15 protein-coding genes are annotated in these 16443 nt (G+C 70.4%); 11 read left to right on the top strand and 4 right to left on the bottom strand.

From position 1 onward, the window contains the following. The 8 genes from H149_RS0112075 to H149_RS0112040 form a co-directional block, all read left to right on the top strand. A partial coding sequence (locus H149_RS0112075; RefSeq protein WP_020650019.1) for an ExbD/TolR family protein occupies positions 1–417 on the top strand: 417 nt, incomplete at its 5' end. 53 nt (positions 418–470) lie between these two features. Next, entirely contained in the window at positions 471–1412 is a 942-nt protein-coding gene (locus tag H149_RS0112070) for a hydrogen peroxide-inducible genes activator (RefSeq protein ID WP_020650018.1), read from the top strand. A gap of 51 nt (positions 1413–1463) precedes the next feature. Continuing rightward, positions 1464–3401: a lytic transglycosylase domain-containing protein gene (locus tag H149_RS0112065; RefSeq protein ID WP_169518344.1), complete on the top strand. Its 1938-nt coding sequence runs from the start codon at positions 1464–1466 to the stop codon at positions 3399–3401. Continuing rightward, complete coding sequence (locus tag H149_RS0112060; RefSeq protein ID WP_020650016.1) at positions 3398–4654, top strand: multifunctional CCA addition/repair protein; 1257 nt, start codon at positions 3398–3400, stop codon at positions 4652–4654. The genes H149_RS0112065 and H149_RS0112060 overlap by 4 nt, the downstream gene beginning before the upstream one ends. A gap of 256 nt (positions 4655–4910) precedes the next feature. Further along, the gene (locus tag H149_RS0112055) at positions 4911–5408 is read left to right on the top strand and encodes a MarR family winged helix-turn-helix transcriptional regulator (RefSeq protein ID WP_020650015.1); all 498 of its coding nucleotides are present in this window, start codon (positions 4911–4913) and stop codon (positions 5406–5408) included. Beyond that, the gene (locus H149_RS0112050; protein ID WP_020650014.1) at positions 5405–6865 is read left to right on the top strand and encodes an efflux transporter outer membrane subunit; all 1461 of its coding nucleotides are present in this window, start codon (positions 5405–5407) and stop codon (positions 6863–6865) included. The genes H149_RS0112055 and H149_RS0112050 overlap by 4 nt, the downstream gene beginning before the upstream one ends. Beyond that, the gene (locus H149_RS0112045) at positions 6862–8031 is read left to right on the top strand and encodes an HlyD family secretion protein (protein ID WP_026353122.1); all 1170 of its coding nucleotides are present in this window, start codon (positions 6862–6864) and stop codon (positions 8029–8031) included. The genes H149_RS0112050 and H149_RS0112045 overlap by 4 nt, the downstream gene beginning before the upstream one ends. After that, on the top strand, positions 8028–9578 hold the full coding sequence (locus H149_RS0112040; protein ID WP_020650012.1) for a DHA2 family efflux MFS transporter permease subunit: 1551 nt from the start codon (positions 8028–8030) through the stop codon (positions 9576–9578). Before H149_RS0112045 ends, H149_RS0112040 begins: the two co-directional genes overlap by 4 nt. A gap of 58 nt (positions 9579–9636) precedes the next feature. On the opposite strand, the gene H149_RS0112035 is transcribed toward H149_RS0112040, so the two are convergent. After that, positions 9637–10425: an undecaprenyl-diphosphate phosphatase gene (locus H149_RS0112035; protein ID WP_020650011.1), complete on the bottom strand. Its 789-nt coding sequence runs from the start codon at positions 10423–10425 to the stop codon at positions 9637–9639. A 53-nt stretch (positions 10426–10478) separates the two neighbouring features. Here H149_RS0112035 and H149_RS0112030 point away from each other — a divergent pair, with 53 nt between their 5' ends. After that, positions 10479–11237, top strand: coding sequence for an SDR family oxidoreductase (locus tag H149_RS0112030; protein WP_026353121.1), 759 nt, complete (start codon positions 10479–10481; stop codon positions 11235–11237). 231 nt (positions 11238–11468) lie between these two features. Here H149_RS0112030 and H149_RS20795 read toward each other — a convergent pair whose 3' ends face one another. The 3 genes from H149_RS20795 to H149_RS0112010 are packed head-to-tail and all read right to left on the bottom strand — an operon-like array spanning position 11469 to position 13307. Then, a complete protein-coding gene (locus tag H149_RS20795; RefSeq protein ID WP_020650009.1) occupies positions 11469–12002 on the bottom strand; it encodes a methylated-DNA--[protein]-cysteine S-methyltransferase in 534 nt (177 codons plus the stop codon). A gap of 10 nt (positions 12003–12012) precedes the next feature. Then, on the bottom strand, positions 12013–12516 hold the full coding sequence (locus H149_RS0112015) for a hypothetical protein (RefSeq protein WP_020650008.1): 504 nt from the start codon (positions 12514–12516) through the stop codon (positions 12013–12015). Positions 12517–12539: 23 nt separating this feature from the next. Further along, positions 12540–13307 carry an NRDE family protein gene (locus H149_RS0112010; protein ID WP_020650007.1) on the bottom strand — a complete coding sequence of 256 codons (768 nt, stop codon included), beginning with the start codon at positions 13305–13307 and terminating at the stop codon, positions 12540–12542. A gap of 81 nt (positions 13308–13388) precedes the next feature. Between H149_RS0112010 and H149_RS0112005 the strand changes: the two genes are divergently transcribed. Together H149_RS0112005 and ppk1 are read left to right on the top strand one after the other, a co-directional pair. Next, a complete protein-coding gene (locus H149_RS0112005; protein ID WP_169518343.1) occupies positions 13389–14234 on the top strand; it encodes an EcsC family protein in 846 nt (281 codons plus the stop codon). A 130-nt stretch (positions 14235–14364) separates the two neighbouring features. Further along, a complete protein-coding gene (ppk1, locus tag H149_RS0112000; protein WP_020650005.1) occupies positions 14365–16440 on the top strand; it encodes a polyphosphate kinase 1 in 2076 nt (691 codons plus the stop codon). The last annotated feature ends 3 nt before the right edge of the window (positions 16441–16443 follow it).

Here is a 16443-nt window from a genome sequence, read left to right as displayed (position 1 = left end):
GTAGGAAGCGGCAGCGGCTCCGGCGATCCGGAAGTGGTGGTGGACGTCAACACCACACCGCTGATCGACGTGATGCTGGTGCTGCTGGTGATGCTGATCATCACCATCCCGGTGCAGACGCACGCGGTGAAGCTGGACATGCCGCAGGCGACGCCGCCGATGGAGAACGTGCAGCCGCCGCCGGTGGTGGAACTGGAAATCGACTTCGACGGCACCTACATCTGGAACGGCGAAGCGATCAGCCGCGAGACGATGAAATCGCGCTTCGTGGCGGCCGCGGCGCAGGCGCAGCAGCCGGAATTCCACATCCGCCCGAACCGGCTGGTCGAATACAAATACGTGGCCGCGGCGCTGGCCGACGCCCAGCGTCTGGGCGTCACCAACATCGGCATCGTCGGCAACGAGCAGTTCATGTAAGCCGGCCTTCGGGCCGGCGGCCCGCGGCGCAGCGCTCGGTTAAGCTTGAGGGCATGACCCTCACTGAACTTCGCTATCTCGTCAATCTCGACAAGGAACGTCACTTCGGCCGCGCCGCCGAGCGCTCGTTCGTGTCGCAGCCGACGCTGTCGGTCGCGCTGAAGAAGCTCGAAGACGAGCTCGGCGTCCTGCTGTTCGAGCGCAATCGCGGCGAAGCCCGGCCGACGCCGATCGGCGAGCGCATCATCGCCCAGGCCAGGTGCGTGCTCGCCGAGACGCGCCTGATCGAGGACCTGGCGCGCGAAGGCCAGGACGAGCTGGCCGGCCCGCTGCGCTTCGGCGCGATCTATACCGTCGGGCCGTACCTGTTGCCGAGCCTGGTGCCGCTGCTGCGCGAGCGCGCGCCGCAGATGCCGCTGGTGATCGAGGAGAACTTCACCGCCAAGCTGCTCGAACAGCTGCGCGAGAACGAGCTCGACGTGGTCTGCGTCGCGCTGCCGATCGATCTCAACGGCCTGTCGGCCTGGCCGGTCTACGACGAGGATTTCGTCGTGCTGCTGCCGCCCGATCATCACTGGGCCGCGGCTGAGGCGATCCCGGCCCGGCAGCTCGCCGGCGAGAAGCTGCTGCTGCTCGGACCCGGCCACTGTTTCCGCGATCAGGTCATCGAAGCCTGCCCGAAGTGCGTCGATCCGGATCGCGACGGACCGCAGCCGCAGTCCGGCAGCTCGCTGGAGACGATCCGCCACATGGTCGTCGGCGGGCTCGGCATCACCGTGCTGCCGCAGTCCTCGGCCGAGAACCGTCCGGAAGACCGCGCCGGCCTGATCGCCAAGCCTTTCGTGCCGCCCGGTCCGCACCGGCGCATCGCGCTGGTCTGGCGCAAGACCTTTCCGCGCCGCCAGGCCGTCGTGCAGCTGCGTGACGCCATCCTCGCCTGCGGCATGAAGGGCGTGCGCTTCCTGCCCGACGAGCCGATGGTGCAGGCCGAGTAAGCCGCGCGCGCCGCCTCCGTTACCATGGAGCGCCGCGAGTCGAGGATGACCATGAAGATCTTGCAAAGCCTCGCGCTGTTGGCCGGCGGCCTGCTCGCCGTGACGGCCCAGGCCAGCGATGCGACGGCGCTGCGCGATCAGTTCCGCGCCGCGCTCGCCGAGGCTCGCGCCGGCCGTGCGCCGGACGGCGAGGACCGCCGCGCGCTGCGCGACTACGCGCTGTATCCGTATCTGCAGGCGGCGCGCCTGCAGGCGCAGCTGCCGCGCGCGCAGCCCGGCGCGCTCGACGCGGCGATCGCCGACTTCCTCGACCGCAATCCGGATCTGCCGGTGTCGCGCGAGCTGCGCCGGCAATGGCTGCTCGATCTCGCGCAGCGCGCGCAGTGGCCGGCCTTCCTCGCGCAGGACCGCGGCGAGTCCGACCCGCGTCTCGTCTGCCATCGCTGGCAGGCGCGGCTCGCCGGCGCCGATCCGGCGCGCCCGCAGCCGGGCGCATGGCAGGACGAACTGCTGGCGTTCTGGCGCGAGGCGCCGCAAATGCCGCAGGCCTGCGTCGCGCCGTTCCAGTGGCTGCAGGACCGCGGCGCGATCACCGCCGAGGCCGCCGAGCAGCGCGCGCGCAAGGCGCTCGCCGACGGCAACACCGCGCTCGCCGCCAGTCTGATCGCGTCGCTGCCGGCCGAGCGCGCCGCGCCGTTGCGGCAATGGCAGCGCCTGCTCGACGATCCGCAGGGCACGCTGGCGGCGCTGGCCGCCGATCCGCAGGCCGCAGTTGAATGGCCGGCGCTCAGCGCCGCTTTCCAGAAGCTGGCGCGGCGCGATACCGCGGCCGCCGCAGCGCTGCTGGCGCGCTTCGGCGCCGGTCGTCTGCCGCCGCCGCAATACGACGAACTGACGCGTGCCGTCGCGCTGGGTCTGGCCTGGAGCCGCGCGCCGGAAGCGCTCGCGTATTTCCGGCAGTTGCCGGCCGATGCGCTCGACGCGCGCGTGCACGAGTGGCGCATCCGCAACGCGCTGTGGAGCGGCGAGTGGGCGCAGGCCGGGCAATGGCTGCAGGCGCTGCCGGCGGCGATGGCCGCCGAGCCGCGCTGGACCTACTGGCGCGCGCGCGTCGCCGAGCGTCTCGGCCGCGGCGACGAAGCGCGCGCGCTCTATGCGCCGCTGGCGCAGGACAACGGCTACTACAGCGTGCTCGCGGCCTGGCGGCTCGGTGCCCCCTATACGCCGCGGCGCCGCGCGCTCGCGGCCGCCGCCGACGTGCAGCAGCGCCTGCTGCAGGACCCCGCGCTGCTGCGCGCACGCGAGCTGTACTACGTCGACGAGATCGACTGGGCCAATCTGGAGTGGCGCGCGGCGACGCAGAAGCTGGACGAAGCCGCGCGCGTGCAGGCCGCGCTGCTCGCGTCGCACTGGGGCTGGCACTGGCAGACTGTGCTGCTGCTGTCGCAGATGGATGCCAGCGACGCGCTCGACCAGCTCTACCCGAAGCGCGCCTACGACAAGCAGATCCGCCACGCGGCGCGGCAGACCGATCTGCCGCCGGCCTGGATCTACGGCGTGATGCGTCAGGAAAGCCTGTTCCTGGCGCGCGCGGCGTCCTCGTCGGACGCGCTCGGCTTGCTGCAGATCAAGCTCGGCACCGCGCGCGACGTCGCCCGCAAGCTGGGCCTGCCCAGGCCGGACCGCGAAGACCTGTTCGATCCCGAGCTCAACGTCACCCTCGGCAGTGCGTATCTGCGGCAGATGACCGACCGCTACGACGGCCAGTTCGTGCTGACGGTGGCCTCGTACAACGCCGGCCCGAACGCGGTCGCGCGCTGGCTGCCGCCGGCGCCGATGGATGCCGACGTGTGGATCGAGAACGTGCCGTACAACGAGACGCGCGGCTATGTGCAGCGCATCGCCTGGCACATCGCCGTGCACGACTGGCAGACCACCGGCCGCATCCGCGATTTCGACGAGCTGCTGCAGCCGGTGCGCCGGCCGTGAGCACGGGCTTCCGCCGCTATCTGGTCGGCGGCGCGGTGCGCGACCGCCTGCTCGGCCTGCCGGTCCAGGAACGCGACTGGGTCGTGGTCGGCAGCACGCCGGAGGACATGGCGGCGCGCGGCTACAAGCCGGTCGGCAAGGACTTTCCGGTGTTCCTCGATCCGCACACCGGCGAGGAGCACGCGCTGGCGCGCACCGAGCGCAAGTCCGGGCGCGGCTACCAGGGTTTCGCCTTCCACACCGGCCCGGACGTCACGCTCGAGGACGACCTGCGCCGCCGCGATCTGACCGTCAACGCGATCGCCGAGGACGAGCACGGCACGCTGGTCGATCCGTACGGCGGGGTGCGCGATCTGCAGGCGCGCCAGCTGCGCCACGTTTCCGAAGCCTTCGTCGAGGATCCGGTGCGCGTGCTGCGCCTGGCGCGCTTCGCGGCGCGCTTCGCGCCGCTCGGCTTTCATGTCGCCGAGGAGACGCAGGCGCTGCTGCGGCAGATCGTTGCCAGCGGCGAGGTCGATCACCTGGTGCCCGAGCGCGTCTGGCAGGAAATGAAGAAGGCACTGGCCACCGCCGCGCCGAGCGTGTTCTTCACCACGCTGCGCGACTGCGGCGCGCTGGCGCGCGTGCTGCCGGAGCTGGCGGCGCTGTCCGGCGTGCCGCAGCGCGCCGACTACCATCCGGAAGTCGACAGCCTCGTGCACACGCTGCTGTGCGTCGACGTCGCCGCGCGCCTCGGCTACGGCCTGCCGGTGCGCTACTCGGCGCTGGTCCACGATCTCGGCAAGGCGCTGACGCCGCGCGCCGAATGGCCGTCGCACCGCATGCACGACGTGCGCGGCGTGCCGCTGGTCGAAGCGTTCTCGGCGCGCCTGCGGGTGCCCGCCGAATACCGCGATCTCGCCGTCGTGCACACGCGCGAGCATTTGCTGATCCATCGCGCAATGGAACTGCGGCCGATGACGCTGGTCGAGCTGCTCGAACGCCTGCACGCGTTCCGTCCCGGCGAGCGCTTCGAGCAGGTGCTGCAGGCGGCGTTGTCCGACGCGCGCGGTCGGCTCGGCTTCGAGGACGCCGATTATCCGCAGGCGCCGTACCTGCGCGAGGCGCGCGCGATCGCCGCGACGCTGCAGGCGCGCGACGTGCTGGCACAGACGCCGGAGTTGCAGGGGCCGGCGATCGGCGCGCGCCTGCGCGAGTTGCGCGCGGCCGCGCTCAAGCCCTGGCGGGCGGCGCGGGCGACCCCGCCGGCCTGAAACCGGACGGCGCCGCCCGCCGCCCGCTCATCCTCCTCACACGCTCACGGTTGAGGCGGTGCCGTGTCCGACGCGCACCGCCGTCGGCGCGCTGCGCGCCGCGACAGGCGTCGTGGCGGGGGCGGGCTCGTCGGCGCGGAGGCGGCGGCGCGCGGGGCGGGCACGAAACTGTCAGGCTTGACAGCTTAATTCCTGCAAGCGCAGTATTTGCCGAGGCAGATATTGCCGGGGCAAAGACCCGTAGCGGCAAGACCCGATGAGCACGATGTTCTACGACCCCGCCGGCTTCACGTCGCGCACCAGCCTCGGCTACCTGCTGAAGATGGCGCACGCGCAGATGCACAGCTGCGCCGAGCGGATCTTCGCGCAGCACGACATCAGCTTCGTGCAGTGGATCGCGCTGCTGAAGCTGCGCGAAGGACAGGCGCTGACGGCGAGCGATCTGTGCCGCTCGATGTGCCACGACAACGGCGCGGTGACGCGCATGCTCGATCACCTTGAGGAGCGCGGCTACGTCGAGCGGCGGCGCAGCCGCCAGGACCGTCGCGTCGTCGAGCTGCGCCTGACCGAGGCCGGTGAGCACAAGCTCGACGAACTGCTGCCGCAGGTCGTCGCGCGCCTCAACGAGGTTCTCAATGCGAGCGGTTTCAGCGAGGCGGAGTTCGCCGAGCTGACGCATCTGCTCAACAAGTTGCTGACCGGACTGCAGGCGCACAACGCCCTGCCGGAGCCGGGCATCGGAGATTCGACATGACCCCTCAGCCCTGGCGCGCGCTGGCGCTGGCCGGCGTGCTGCTCGCCGCCGGCTGCGTGCTGCCGCCGAAGGACGACGCGCCGCAGCAGACGGCGCTCGCCGCCGCGGATCTCGGCCTGGCCGGCGCCGCCGCGCCGCACGCCGCCGAGGGCTGGTGGACGGCGTTCGGCGATCCGCAGCTCGACCGCCTCGTCGATCAGGCGCTGGCGCAGCATCCGAGCCTCGCCGAAGCGCTGGCGCGCGTGCGCGGCGCGCAGGCGCAGGCGCTCGCCGCCGGCGCGCCGCTGCGCCCGGGCGTGACGCTCGACGGCGACGAAAGCCGCCAGCGCCTGTCGGAGAACTACATCTATCCGCCGGCGCAGTACGGCTTCGCCGCCAGCGGCGGCAACATGGCCTGGCTCGGCCAGGTCGGCCTGAACCTGAACTGGGATCTCGATTTCTGGGGCCGCCAGGCGGCGCTGCTCGGTCAGGCGCGCGCGCAGGCACGGGCCGCGCAGCTCGACGCGGTGTCGGCGCGTCTCGCGCTGTCCGGGTCGATCGCGCACGCCTACGTGCAGCTCTATCAGTCCTATGCGCTCGCCGACATCGCCGGGCAGGCGCTGCGCCAGCGCGAGACGTTGCTGAAGCTGACCCAGGGCCGCGTGCGCGCCGGCCTCGATACGCAGGTCGAGCTGAAGACTGCCGAGGCGGCGCTGCCGCAGGCGCGCAGCGCCCGTCTGCAGGCCGACAGCCAGCGCGAGCTGGCGGTTCATCATCTGGCCGCGCTCGCCGGTCACGGCGCCGATGCCTACGCGGCGATCGGCCGGCCGCAGCTGACGCTCGACGCGGCGCTGCCGCTGCCGGACGCGCTGCCGCTCGATCTGCTGTCGCGCCGGCCCGACGTGCTCGCCGCCAGGGCGCGCGTCGAGGCCGCTTCCGCCGGCCGCACCGCGGCGCGGGCGGCGTTCTTTCCGGATATCAGCCTCAAGGCCTTCGCCGGCTATCAGGCGGTCGGCCTCGACGATCTGTTCGATGCCGGCAGCAAGGTCTACGGCGTCGGCCCGGCGCTGCACCTGCCGATCTTCGACGCGCAGCGCCTGAAGGCCGGCTATCTCGGCGCGAGCGCCGAACTCGACGACGCCATTGCCCGGTACAACGACACCGTACTGAGCGCGGTGCGCGATGTCGCCGACCAGCTCAGCCTGGTCGACTCGCTCGGCCGCCAGATCGTCCAGGCGCGCGCGCGTCTCGACGCGACCGAGGCGGCCTACGCGCTCGCGCAGCGTCGCTACGGCGCCGGCCTGTCGTCGCAGCTCGTCGTGCTCAACGCCGAGTCGAACGTGCTCGACGCACGCCGCGAACTCGTCACCCTGAACGCCAACCTCGTCATCGCCCGCGTCTCGCTGCTGCTGACGCTGGGCGGCAGCTTCAATCCCGCCCCGCCGAACACCGACGTCGCCGCCGGAGTCCCGTCATGAATCAGCCGAATCCCGTTTCCTCCACGCCGGCCAACGGCGCCCGCCGCCGACGGATGCTGGTGCTCGGCCTCCTCGTCGTGCTCGCGCTCGGCGGCTACGGCGCCTGGTGGTTCGTGCACGGCCGCTACTTCGAGTCGACCGACGACGCCTACGTCGCCTCCGATCTGGTGCAGATCACCAGCGAGGTCGCCGGCACGGTGACGGCGCTGCACGTCGACGACACCCAGCACGTCGAGCGCGGCCAGGTGCTCGTCGAGCTCGATCCGGCCGACGCCGAGGTCGCGCTGGCCGGCGCCGAAGCCGAGCTGGCGCGCACTGTGCGCTCGGTGCGCGGCCTGTACTCGCAGTCCGCAGGCCTGCGTGCGCAGATCCGCGCCCGCGAAGTGGCCTTGCAGGCTGCGCGCGGCGATCTCCAGCGCCGTCTCGAAGTGGCCGCCGACGGCGGCGTTTCCGCCGAGGAGCTGCAGCACGCCCGCGATCAGGTCGCGCAGCTCGAAGCCGCCCTGGCGACCAGCCGCGAGGATCTGGCCACCAATATCGCGCAGACCGAGAACACCACGGCCGAGGATCACCCGCAGGTGCTCGCCGCCGCCGCCAAGGTTCGCGAGGCCGCGCTGGCGCTGAAGCGCACGCGGATCAGCGCGCCGGTCAGCGGCGTCGTCGCGCGGCGCGGCGTGCAGGTCGGCCAGCGCATCGCACCCGGCGCACCGCTGATGGCGGTGGTGCCGCTCGCCAATGCCTGGGTCGACGCCAACTTCAAGGAAGTGCAGCTGGTACAGATGCGCATCGGCCAGCCGGTGGAGCTGCACGCCGACCTCTACGGCCGCGGCGTGCGCTATCACGGCAAGGTCGCCGGCCTCGGCGCCGGCTCGGGCGCCGCGTTCGCGCTGCTGCCGGCGCAGAACGCCTCCGGCAACTGGATCAAGATCGTGCAGCGCGTGCCGGTGCGCATCGCGCTCGACGCGCAGGAACTCGCCGCGCATCCGCTGCGCGTCGGCCTGTCGATGACCGCCACCGTCGATCTGCACGACACCTCCGGCACGCTGGTGGCGACGCAGGTGCGCAGCGGTCCGCAGCAGGTCATCGCCTCGGAAGAGCATGACGCGGCGGTCGACCAGCGCATCGCCGGCATCATCGCGCGCAACGGCGGCCGCGCCGCGCCGTGAGCGCTGCGGCCGCCAGTCCGGCGCCGGCCGCCGATCTGAACGGCGCGCGCGGCCTGATCGCGACGGCGCTCGCGCTCGGCACCTTCATGCAGGTGCTCGACACGACGATCGCCAACGTCTCGATCCCGACGATCGCCGGCAATCTCGGCGTGTCGAGCGATCAGGGCACCTGGGTCATCACCTCGTTCGCGGTCGCCAACGGCATCTCGGTGCCGCTGACCGGCTGGCTGATGCAGCGCTACGGCGTGGTGCGCACCTTCGTCGTGTCGGTGCTGCTGTTCACGATCGCCTCGTTCCTCTGCGGCATCGCCTGGAGCCTGCCGTCGCTGATCGCGTTCCGCGTCCTGCAGGGCGCCGTGTCCGGGCCGATGATTCCGGGCTCGCAGGCGCTGCTGATCTCGATCTTCCCGCCGCACAAGAAAGGCGCCGCGCTCGCCGTGTGGTCGATGACGACACTGGTCGCGCCGATCTGCGGACCGATCCTCGGCGGCTACATATCCGACAACTACTCCTGGCCGTGGATCTTCCTGATCAACGTGCCGGTCGGCCTGTTCTGCGCCTTCGTCTGCTGGCAGGGCATGAAGCATCGCGAGACGCCGATGCGCAAGCTGCCGATCGACAGCATCGGCCTGGCGCTGCTCGTGGTCTGGGTCGGCTCGCTGCAGATCATGCTCGACAAGGGCAAGGACGAGGACTGGTTCGCGTCGACGTTCATCGTCGTGCTGGCGGTCGTCGCCGTCATCGGCTTCATCGCCTTCATGATCTGGGAGCTCGGCGAGAAGCATCCGATCATCGACCTGTCACTGTTCAGGAACCGCAACTTCGCGATCGGCACGCTGGCGCTGTGCCTCGGCTACGCGATCTTCTTCGGCGCCGTCGTGCTGCAGCCGCTGTGGATGCAGACCTGGCTCGGCTACAACGCCACCTGGGCCGGCTTCGTCGCCGCGCCGAGCGGCGTCGTCGCCGTGCTGCTGTCGCCGCTGATCGGCAAGAACATCGGCAAGTTCGACGCGCGCCTGTTCGCGACCGCCTCGTTCGTGGTGTTCGCGGTTTCGTACTTCATGCGTGCCGGCTACACCGCCGACGCCAGTTTCGGCGCCTACGTGATGCCGCTGCTGGTGCAGGGCATCGGCATGTCGATGTTCTTCGTGTCGATGCTGGCGATCCTGCTCGACGGCGTGCCGGATGCGCAGGTGCCGGCGGCCTCGGGCCTGTCGAACTTCCTGCGCATCACCGCCGGCAGCTTCTCGACCTCGATCGTCACCACGTTCTGGGACCGCCACGCGGCGCTGCACCAGACGCGGCTCGCCGAGGCATCGAGCGTCTACGATCCGAGCCTGACGCAGGCGCTCGACACGCTGCAGTCCGGCGGTCTCAGTGAGCCGCAGGCGCTCGGCGCGCTGACGCATGTGCTCGGCGGCCAGGCCTATCTGATGTCGGCGCTCGACTTCTTCTGGATCTGCGGCTGGCTGTGCCTGATCTCGATCGTCTTCGTCTGGATGGCGCGTCGCCCGCACGGCCCGGTGCACGCGGCGGCGGCCGACTGAGGCGCCACGAAAAAGGGGCCCGCTTTGCGGGCCCCTTTTTGGGGCTGCACCGGTTGTTTCAGCTCGGCAGGAACAGCAGCAGGCCGGCGCCGAGGATGATGCGATACCACGCGAAGATCGTGAAGCGGTGCACCTGCACGTAGCGCAGCAGCCACTTCACGGCGATGAAGGCGACCACGGCCGAGACGAAGAAGCCGACCCAGAACTCGGTCCAGTTTTCCTCGCCGAAGGCGGAGGTCTTGGCCAGTTTCAGCATTTCGTAGCCGGTGGCCGCGAACATGGTCGGGATGCCGACCAGGAACGCGAACTCGGTGGCGCGCGGCCGCGACGACAGGCCGGCGAGCATCGCCGCGAAGATCGTCGCCGCCGAGCGCGAGGTGCCCGGGAACACCGCCGCGAGCACCTGCGCGAGGCCGACCCAGATCGCGATCTTCCAGGTCACGTCCTCGCGCAGCGGCATGCGCTCGGCGAGGCGCTCGATCAGCAGGATCGCGAAGCCGCCGACGATCAGCGCCCAGGCCACCGGCGCGACCGTTTCCGGCAGCGTCAGGCCGAGTTTCTTGGCGATGAAGCCGCCGGCGCAGGTGATCAGGAATGCGGCGCTGAGCTTGAGGAAGTAGTCGCGGTTGTCGGGCTGCGAAAAGTGCAGCGTCAGGTCCCAGAGCCGTTGACGATAAATCAGCACGACGGCGAGCATGGCGCCGGCCTGGATGCCGATGTTGAACAGGTCCGAGCGATGCCCCAGCCAGTGCTCGGCGATCAGCAGATGACCGGTGCTGGAAATGGGCAGGAATTCGGTAATGCCTTCGATGATGCCGAGCCAGATGACGTTGAGCAGGGATTCCACGATGCGCGAGCCGGACAGGAGGGAAAGTGACGCGCAAGAATAAAGGACAGGACATGAAACCGCTCGACGATTCGCACACGAGCGCGCCGGTCGTGCTCGTCACCGGCGCCGCGCGGCGCATCGGCGCGGCGATCGCGCGCCTGCAACACGCCGCCGGCTGGAACGTGCTGGTGCACGCGCACCGCTCGCGCGACGAGGCACAGGCGCTGGTCGACGCGCTCAACGCCGGGCGCGCGGACTCGGCGCGCCTGCTCGCCGCCGACCTCGGCGACGCCGGCGCGCTGGACCGGCTCGCCGACGCCGCGCATGCCGCCTGGGGCCGGCTCGACGCGCTCGTCAACAACGCCTCCAGCTATTTCGCGACGCCGCTCGGCACGCTGAGCGCGGCCCGGCTCGACGAGCTGCTGGCGTCGAACCTGCGCGCGCCGCTGCTGCTGACGCAGGCCTGCGCGCGGCATTTCGGCGCCAATGCGGCGGTCGTCAACATCGTCGACGCGCAGCTCTGGCATCCGCAGCCGGGCTATCCGGCCTATTACGCGGCGAAGGCCGGCCTGTGGTCGCTGACCGAGACGCTGGCGCTGGAGCTGGCGCCGCGCGTGCGCGTCAATGCGGTCGCGCCGGGGCACATGCTGTGGGCGGAGTCCGGCGGCATCGCCGAGCACGAGCAGGCCCGCGAGCTGGCGCGCATCCCGCTCGGCCGTCTCGGCGGCGCCGAGGAGATCGCGCGCGCGGTGCGCTTCCTGCTGTCCGCCGACGCCGCCTACATCACCGGCGCGATCCTGCCGGTCGACGGCGGCCTGCGCCTGCGTTGAAACCGTTTCGGCAAGGGAGGCTGCCGACATGAAGCCTCTGCTCACGATCGCTGCGCTGCCGGCGCTGGCAGCGCCGCTCGCGGCGCCGGCGGCGATGACCATCGAGGCCTGAACTCCGGCGCGCTGACCGGCTTCTGCGGCGCCGTGCCGTTTGGCCCGTTCTTCGCGACGACCTCGAGCTGCGTCGGCGCGATCCTGTTCCTGTCGGTTGACTGAGCGCCGCTCAGCCGCTCAGCCGCTCAGCGCGAAGGCGGCGCGCGCCTCGATCGCCAGCAGCTGCTGCTTGCGCCACAGGCCGCCGCCGTAGCCGCCGAGCGCGCCGCTCTTGTTCAGCACGCGATGGCAGGGCACGACGATGGCCAGGCGATTGGCGCCGTTGGCGCAGCCGACGGCGCGCGTCGCCGCGCCGTCGCCAAGCGACTGCGCGAGCGCTTCATACGAGCGCGTCTGGCCGTACGGGATCTGCAGCAGCGCCGTCCAGACACGGCGCTGGAACGGGCTGCCCGGCAGCTGCAGCGGCGTCGTGAAGGCGCGCAGCTGGCCGGCGAAGTAGGCATCGAGCTCGCCGGCGAGTTGGTGCAACAGCGGATGCGCGCCGGGCTGCGGCTCGATGTCGAAGTGGCGGCGCAGTGCCGTGAGCTGCGCGTCGAGCCGCCGCGGCTCGGCGAACTCGAGCAGCGCCAGACCGGCATCGCCGGCGACCGCGTGCAGCGGCCCGAGCGGGCTGTCGAGCACCGCCGAGTACAGTGTGGAGTCGCTCGCCATCGCCGGGCAGTCAGCTCGCGGACCGGCCCGGAGTGGAGCCGCCGGCGTGAGTACCCGATTGGGCGATACGCCTCTCGAACTCGGAGACCAGGCTTTGTAGCTTTTCGCGCTCAGCGGGGCTGATTTCCGCTGCGAGGTCATTCAACAGGCCGACCGCCAGATAGTATTCGGTCTCGTCGCGAAGACGCCCTCTCTTGATAAGCGCCTTGTACTTTTTCCAGTAACGCCGCCGGATTTCCGTCAGCGTGATGACGCCCTTGCTCCGGCATATGGCATCGAACGCAGATACCTGCTCCGGCGTGAAATCTTCTGATGACTCAACGGTGTCGTTGGCTGCCTGGCGAAGCCCGGCGAGACGCTGGGACTTGCTGATTTGTCCAGGGACAATACCCATGTGGTGCACCGGGTGATGGGGTGCGGATTCCGGGACTCGCCACACGACCGTGGCGAAGAGACAGACATAGGCGGCCAACGCTTCAAACTCGCGCTCGTTCTGGGGGCTCATCCTGGCCATGACGTCTTTCGCCCGTCGCGCGCTCAGCCGAGCTGCAGGTATTCGAGCGTCTCGCCGGCATAGGCGGCGTCGGGCCCGTAGCGCTTCTCGTGAAAGCCGGCGTGGCCGCCGGCGTCGATCGTCAGCACCGTGCTGCTGCGCGTGCCGTAGGCGGCGCTGCGGATGAACGGCGCCGACAGGAAGCGCTCGCGTTCCAGGCCGATGCCGGTATCCGGCAAGTCCTCGTCGGCGGCGCGGCGCGGGTCGGCGAGCGCGGCGAACAGGCTGCCGGTGTCGGTTTCGGCGTCCGCGCACCACTGCGACACGCGCGACTTCAGGCGCACGAGCTTCGGCCACGGCGTATCGAGGCTGGCGTTGCTGACCGCGTGCACGCCGGCGGCGAGCGGCTGCATCGTGAATTCCGGCCAGTTGCTGAGATACCAGACGCCGCGGCGGTCGCCGAGCAGCAGGTTGAAGCCGGCGTAACGCCGCGCGCCGGCTGCCAGCGACGCGCCGTAGTCCTGTGCGCCGATCTCGGCGCGCAGGTAGTTGGCGATCAGCGCGCCGCGCGACGGCGCGGCCGGGTCGGGCAGCTCCATGCGGCGCACATTGGTGACGGCGGCCCAGCGGCCGTCGCGGCTCGCGGCGAGCCAGCCGCCGTGCTGCTGCAGGTCGCGGCCGCCGAAGATCTGCGGCGCGTCGTCCCACCACGAGGCAGGCGCCGTCGGCCGGGCGTGGAACTCGTCGCGATTGGCGGCGAGCACGAGCGAATAGCGGGGATGCGCGTCGAGCGCGAGGGCGATCAGGCACATGGAATGCAGGATCGGCCAGACTTCGCCGTGCGGTCAACCGCCGTGCGCGGCACAATCGGCGAAAACGCCGACGGTGATCGCATGAGCAAGCGCAGGAAGCCGGACGCCTACGAACAGGCGCAGTGGGACACGATCGAGCGCTGGCGCGGCGCCAGCCCGGACTGGGGCACGCAGGTGCTGTCCGGGCCGAGCCGGGTCGCCGCCTACGCGGCGCAACATCTGGTCCCGGTCGCCGCGCTGCGCGCCGTGCTGCACGGGCTCGATCACGCCGCCGGCTGGAGCGCGGCGCAGCGCGACGTGCTCAAGGCCGCGGGCGTCGACGATCTGGCCGCGCTGCGCACGGCGCCGCTCGACGAATGCGACCGTCTCGCGCGCCGCGTCGAGTGGCGCGGCATGGCGCTCGGCGGCAGCGCCGGCGCGCTGTTCGGCTTCGCCGGCGCACCGGGTATGGCGGCCGATATTCCGACGCTGCTCGGCGTGGCGCTGCGCACGATCCACCGCACCGCGTACTGCTACGGCGAGGACTGGCGGGCGCAGGAGCGCAAGGGCCTGGCGATCGGCGTGTTCGCGCTGGCCTCGGCGAACTCGCTCGAAGAGAAGCGCGACGCCTGGTTCGCGCTGACGCATGCCTCGGATCTGCTGGAGGCGGCGTGGCGCGACGGCATCGAGCGCGTCGCCGAACGCCAGATCGCCAAGGAGGCGGCGCAGTTCAGCCTCAAGACGCTGGCCAACCGCATCGGCTTCAACCTCGGCCGGCGCTCGGCCTCCGGGCTTGGCTTGGTGCCTGTGATCGGCGCGGCGATCGGCGGCGCCGTCAACGCCGGCTACGTTCACGACATCGCCAAGGTCGCGCGCTACGTGATGCAGCACCGCTGGCTGCTTGCGCGCTATCCGGGCCTGACCCGCCGCGCGCTCGCCAAGGATTGAGCGGCGCTGGGAAAACAACGATTTGCGCCGGCGGCGGCGTCACGCCGCCTTCATCTTCTTTGTCTTAGACTGGCGATTCCCGCTGCATCCGGGCGCTCTGCCGCCCCGCAGCCCGACCGCGGAAACGCCGATGAGCAAGACCCCGCCCGAACTTCCCGTCGAACTGAGCTTCCAGAGCGCCGACCTGTTCCTCAACCGCGAACTGTCGCTGCTCGAATTCAACCGCCGCGTCCTCGCGCAGGCGCTCGACGAGACGGTGCCGCTGCTCGAGCGGCTCAAGTTCCTGTGCATTTCCAGCTCGAATCTCGACGAGTTCTTCGAGATCCGCGTCGCCGGCCTGCAGCAGATGGCCGAGCTCAATCCGCTGAACCGCGGCGCCGACGGCATGTCGCCGGCCGAGACCCTGGCGGCGATCAGCACGCGCGCGCACGCGCTGGTCGCCGAGCAGTACCGGGTCTTCAACGACGTGCTGATTCCGGCGCTGGAGCGCGAGAAAATCCGCTTCGTGCGCCGCAGCGAGTGGAGCGCCGAGCAGGACGCCTGGTTGCGCAATTACTTCCAGAACGAGCTGGCACCGGTGCTGTCGCCGCTCGGCCTCGATCCGGCGCATCCGTTTCCGCGCATTCTCAACAAGTCGCTGAACTTCATCGTGCAGCTGTCGGGCAAGGATGCGTTCGGCCGCAACACCGGCTTCGCCGTCGTGCAGGCGCCGCGCGCGCTGCCGCGTCTGATCCAGATTCCGCGCGACGTCGCCGGCAGCGGACCGTACGACTTCGTGTTCCTGTCGAGCGTGATCCACGCCTACGTCGACGAGCTGTTTCCCGGCATGGAGGCGAGCGGCTGCTACCAGTTCCGCCTGACGCGCAACTCCGACCTGCTGGTCGACGAGGAAGAAGCCAAGGATCTGATGGAGGCGCTCGAAGGCGAGCTGTCGCAGCGCCAGTGGGGCGACATCGTGCGCCTCGAAGTCGCGCACAACTGTCCCGAGCAGATGTGGCAGTACCTGATGGACGTCGCGCAGCTGACGCCGGACGACGTGTTCCAGGTCAACGGCCCGGTCAACCTCAACCGCCTGATGGCGATTCCGGACCTCGTCGATCGTCCGGACCTCAAGTACCCGCCGTTCACGCCGCGCGTGCCCAAGGCGCTGGCCGGCCCCGATCTGTTCGCGGCGATCCGCGAGCGCGACCAGCTGCTGCATCATCCGTACGATTCGTTCGCGCCGGTCGTCGAGTTCCTGCGTCAGGCGGCGCGCGATCCGAAAGTGCTGGCGATCAAGCAGACCCTGTACCGCACCGGCGACAAGTCGGCGATCGTCGATGCGCTGATCGAGGCGGCGAGCAACGGCAAGGAAGTGACGGTGGTCGTCGAACTTCGCGCGCGCTTCGACGAGGCCAACAACATCGATCTCGCCGAGCAGCTGCAGGATGTCGGCGCGCACGTCGTCTACGGCGTGGTCGGCTACAAGACGCACGCCAAGATGTGCCTGGTGGTGCGGCGCGAGGAAGGCGGGCTGCGCCAGTACGCGCACCTGGGCACCGGCAACTACCATCCGCGCACTGCGCGCATGTATACCGACTACGGCCTGTTCACCGCCGATCCGGCGATCTGCCACGACGTGCACGCGGTGTTCCTGCAGCTGACCAGCCTCGGCAAGGTCACCAAGCTCACCCGTCTGCTGCAGTCTCCGTTCACGCTCGCCAAGCAGGTCCACGCCAAGATCGAGCGCGAGATCGAGCTGGCGAAGAAGGGCAGGCCGGCGCAGATCATCGCCAAGATGAACGCGCTGGTGGAATCGGAAATGATCCAGGCGCTGTACCGCGCCTCGCAGGCCGGCGTGAAGATCGACCTGATCGTGCGCGGCATGTGCTCGCTGCGGCCCGGCGTGAAGGGCTTGTCCGAGCACATCACGGTGCGCTCGGTGGTCGGCCGCTTCCTTGAGCACCACCGTGTCTACTTCTTCGCCAACGGCGGCGAGCCCGAGCTTTACCTGTCGAGCGCCGACTGGATGGAGCGCAACCTGTTCAAGCGCGTCGAGGTGGCGTTCCCGATCGCCGACCGCCGCCTGCGCGAGCGCATCGTCGGCGACCTGCACGGCTATCTGCAGGACACTGCCCAGAGCTGGTTCCTGCAGGCCGATGGCTCGTACCAGCGCGCCGAGAAGGTCGAAGGCAAGCCGATCCAGCAGCGCCTGATGGAGGAGTAGCGC

This window comes from Solimonas variicoloris DSM 15731 (genome assembly GCF_000382285.1).
Classification (GTDB): Bacteria; Pseudomonadota; Gammaproteobacteria; order Nevskiales; family Nevskiaceae; genus Solimonas; species Solimonas variicoloris.
Note: the sequence above shows the minus strand (reverse complement) of the source record. Positions and strands in the feature narration are given on the sequence as shown.

Coding starts and splice junctions, on each gene's coding strand:
- H149_RS0112045 (WP_026353122.1), top strand. CDS start 6,862: ATGAATCAGCCGAATCCCGTTTCCTCCACGCCGGCCAACGGCGCCCGC.
- H149_RS0112070 (WP_020650018.1), top strand. CDS start 471: ATGACCCTCACTGAACTTCGCTATCTCGTCAATCTCGACAAGGAACGT.
- H149_RS0112055 (WP_020650015.1), top strand. CDS start 4,911: ATGAGCACGATGTTCTACGACCCCGCCGGCTTCACGTCGCGCACCAGC.
- ppk1 (WP_020650005.1), top strand. CDS start 14,365: ATGAGCAAGACCCCGCCCGAACTTCCCGTCGAACTGAGCTTCCAGAGC.
- H149_RS0112010 (WP_020650007.1), bottom strand. CDS start 13,307: ATGTGCCTGATCGCCCTCGCGCTCGACGCGCATCCCCGCTATTCGCTC.
- H149_RS0112065 (WP_169518344.1), top strand. CDS start 1,464: ATGAAGATCTTGCAAAGCCTCGCGCTGTTGGCCGGCGGCCTGCTCGCC.
- H149_RS0112050 (WP_020650014.1), top strand. CDS start 5,405: ATGACCCCTCAGCCCTGGCGCGCGCTGGCGCTGGCCGGCGTGCTGCTC.
- H149_RS0112030 (WP_026353121.1), top strand. CDS start 10,479: ATGAAACCGCTCGACGATTCGCACACGAGCGCGCCGGTCGTGCTCGTC.
- H149_RS20795 (WP_020650009.1), bottom strand. CDS start 12,002: ATGGCGAGCGACTCCACACTGTACTCGGCGGTGCTCGACAGCCCGCTC.
- H149_RS0112005 (WP_169518343.1), top strand. CDS start 13,389: ATGAGCAAGCGCAGGAAGCCGGACGCCTACGAACAGGCGCAGTGGGAC.
- H149_RS0112015 (WP_020650008.1), bottom strand. CDS start 12,516: ATGGCCAGGATGAGCCCCCAGAACGAGCGCGAGTTTGAAGCGTTGGCC.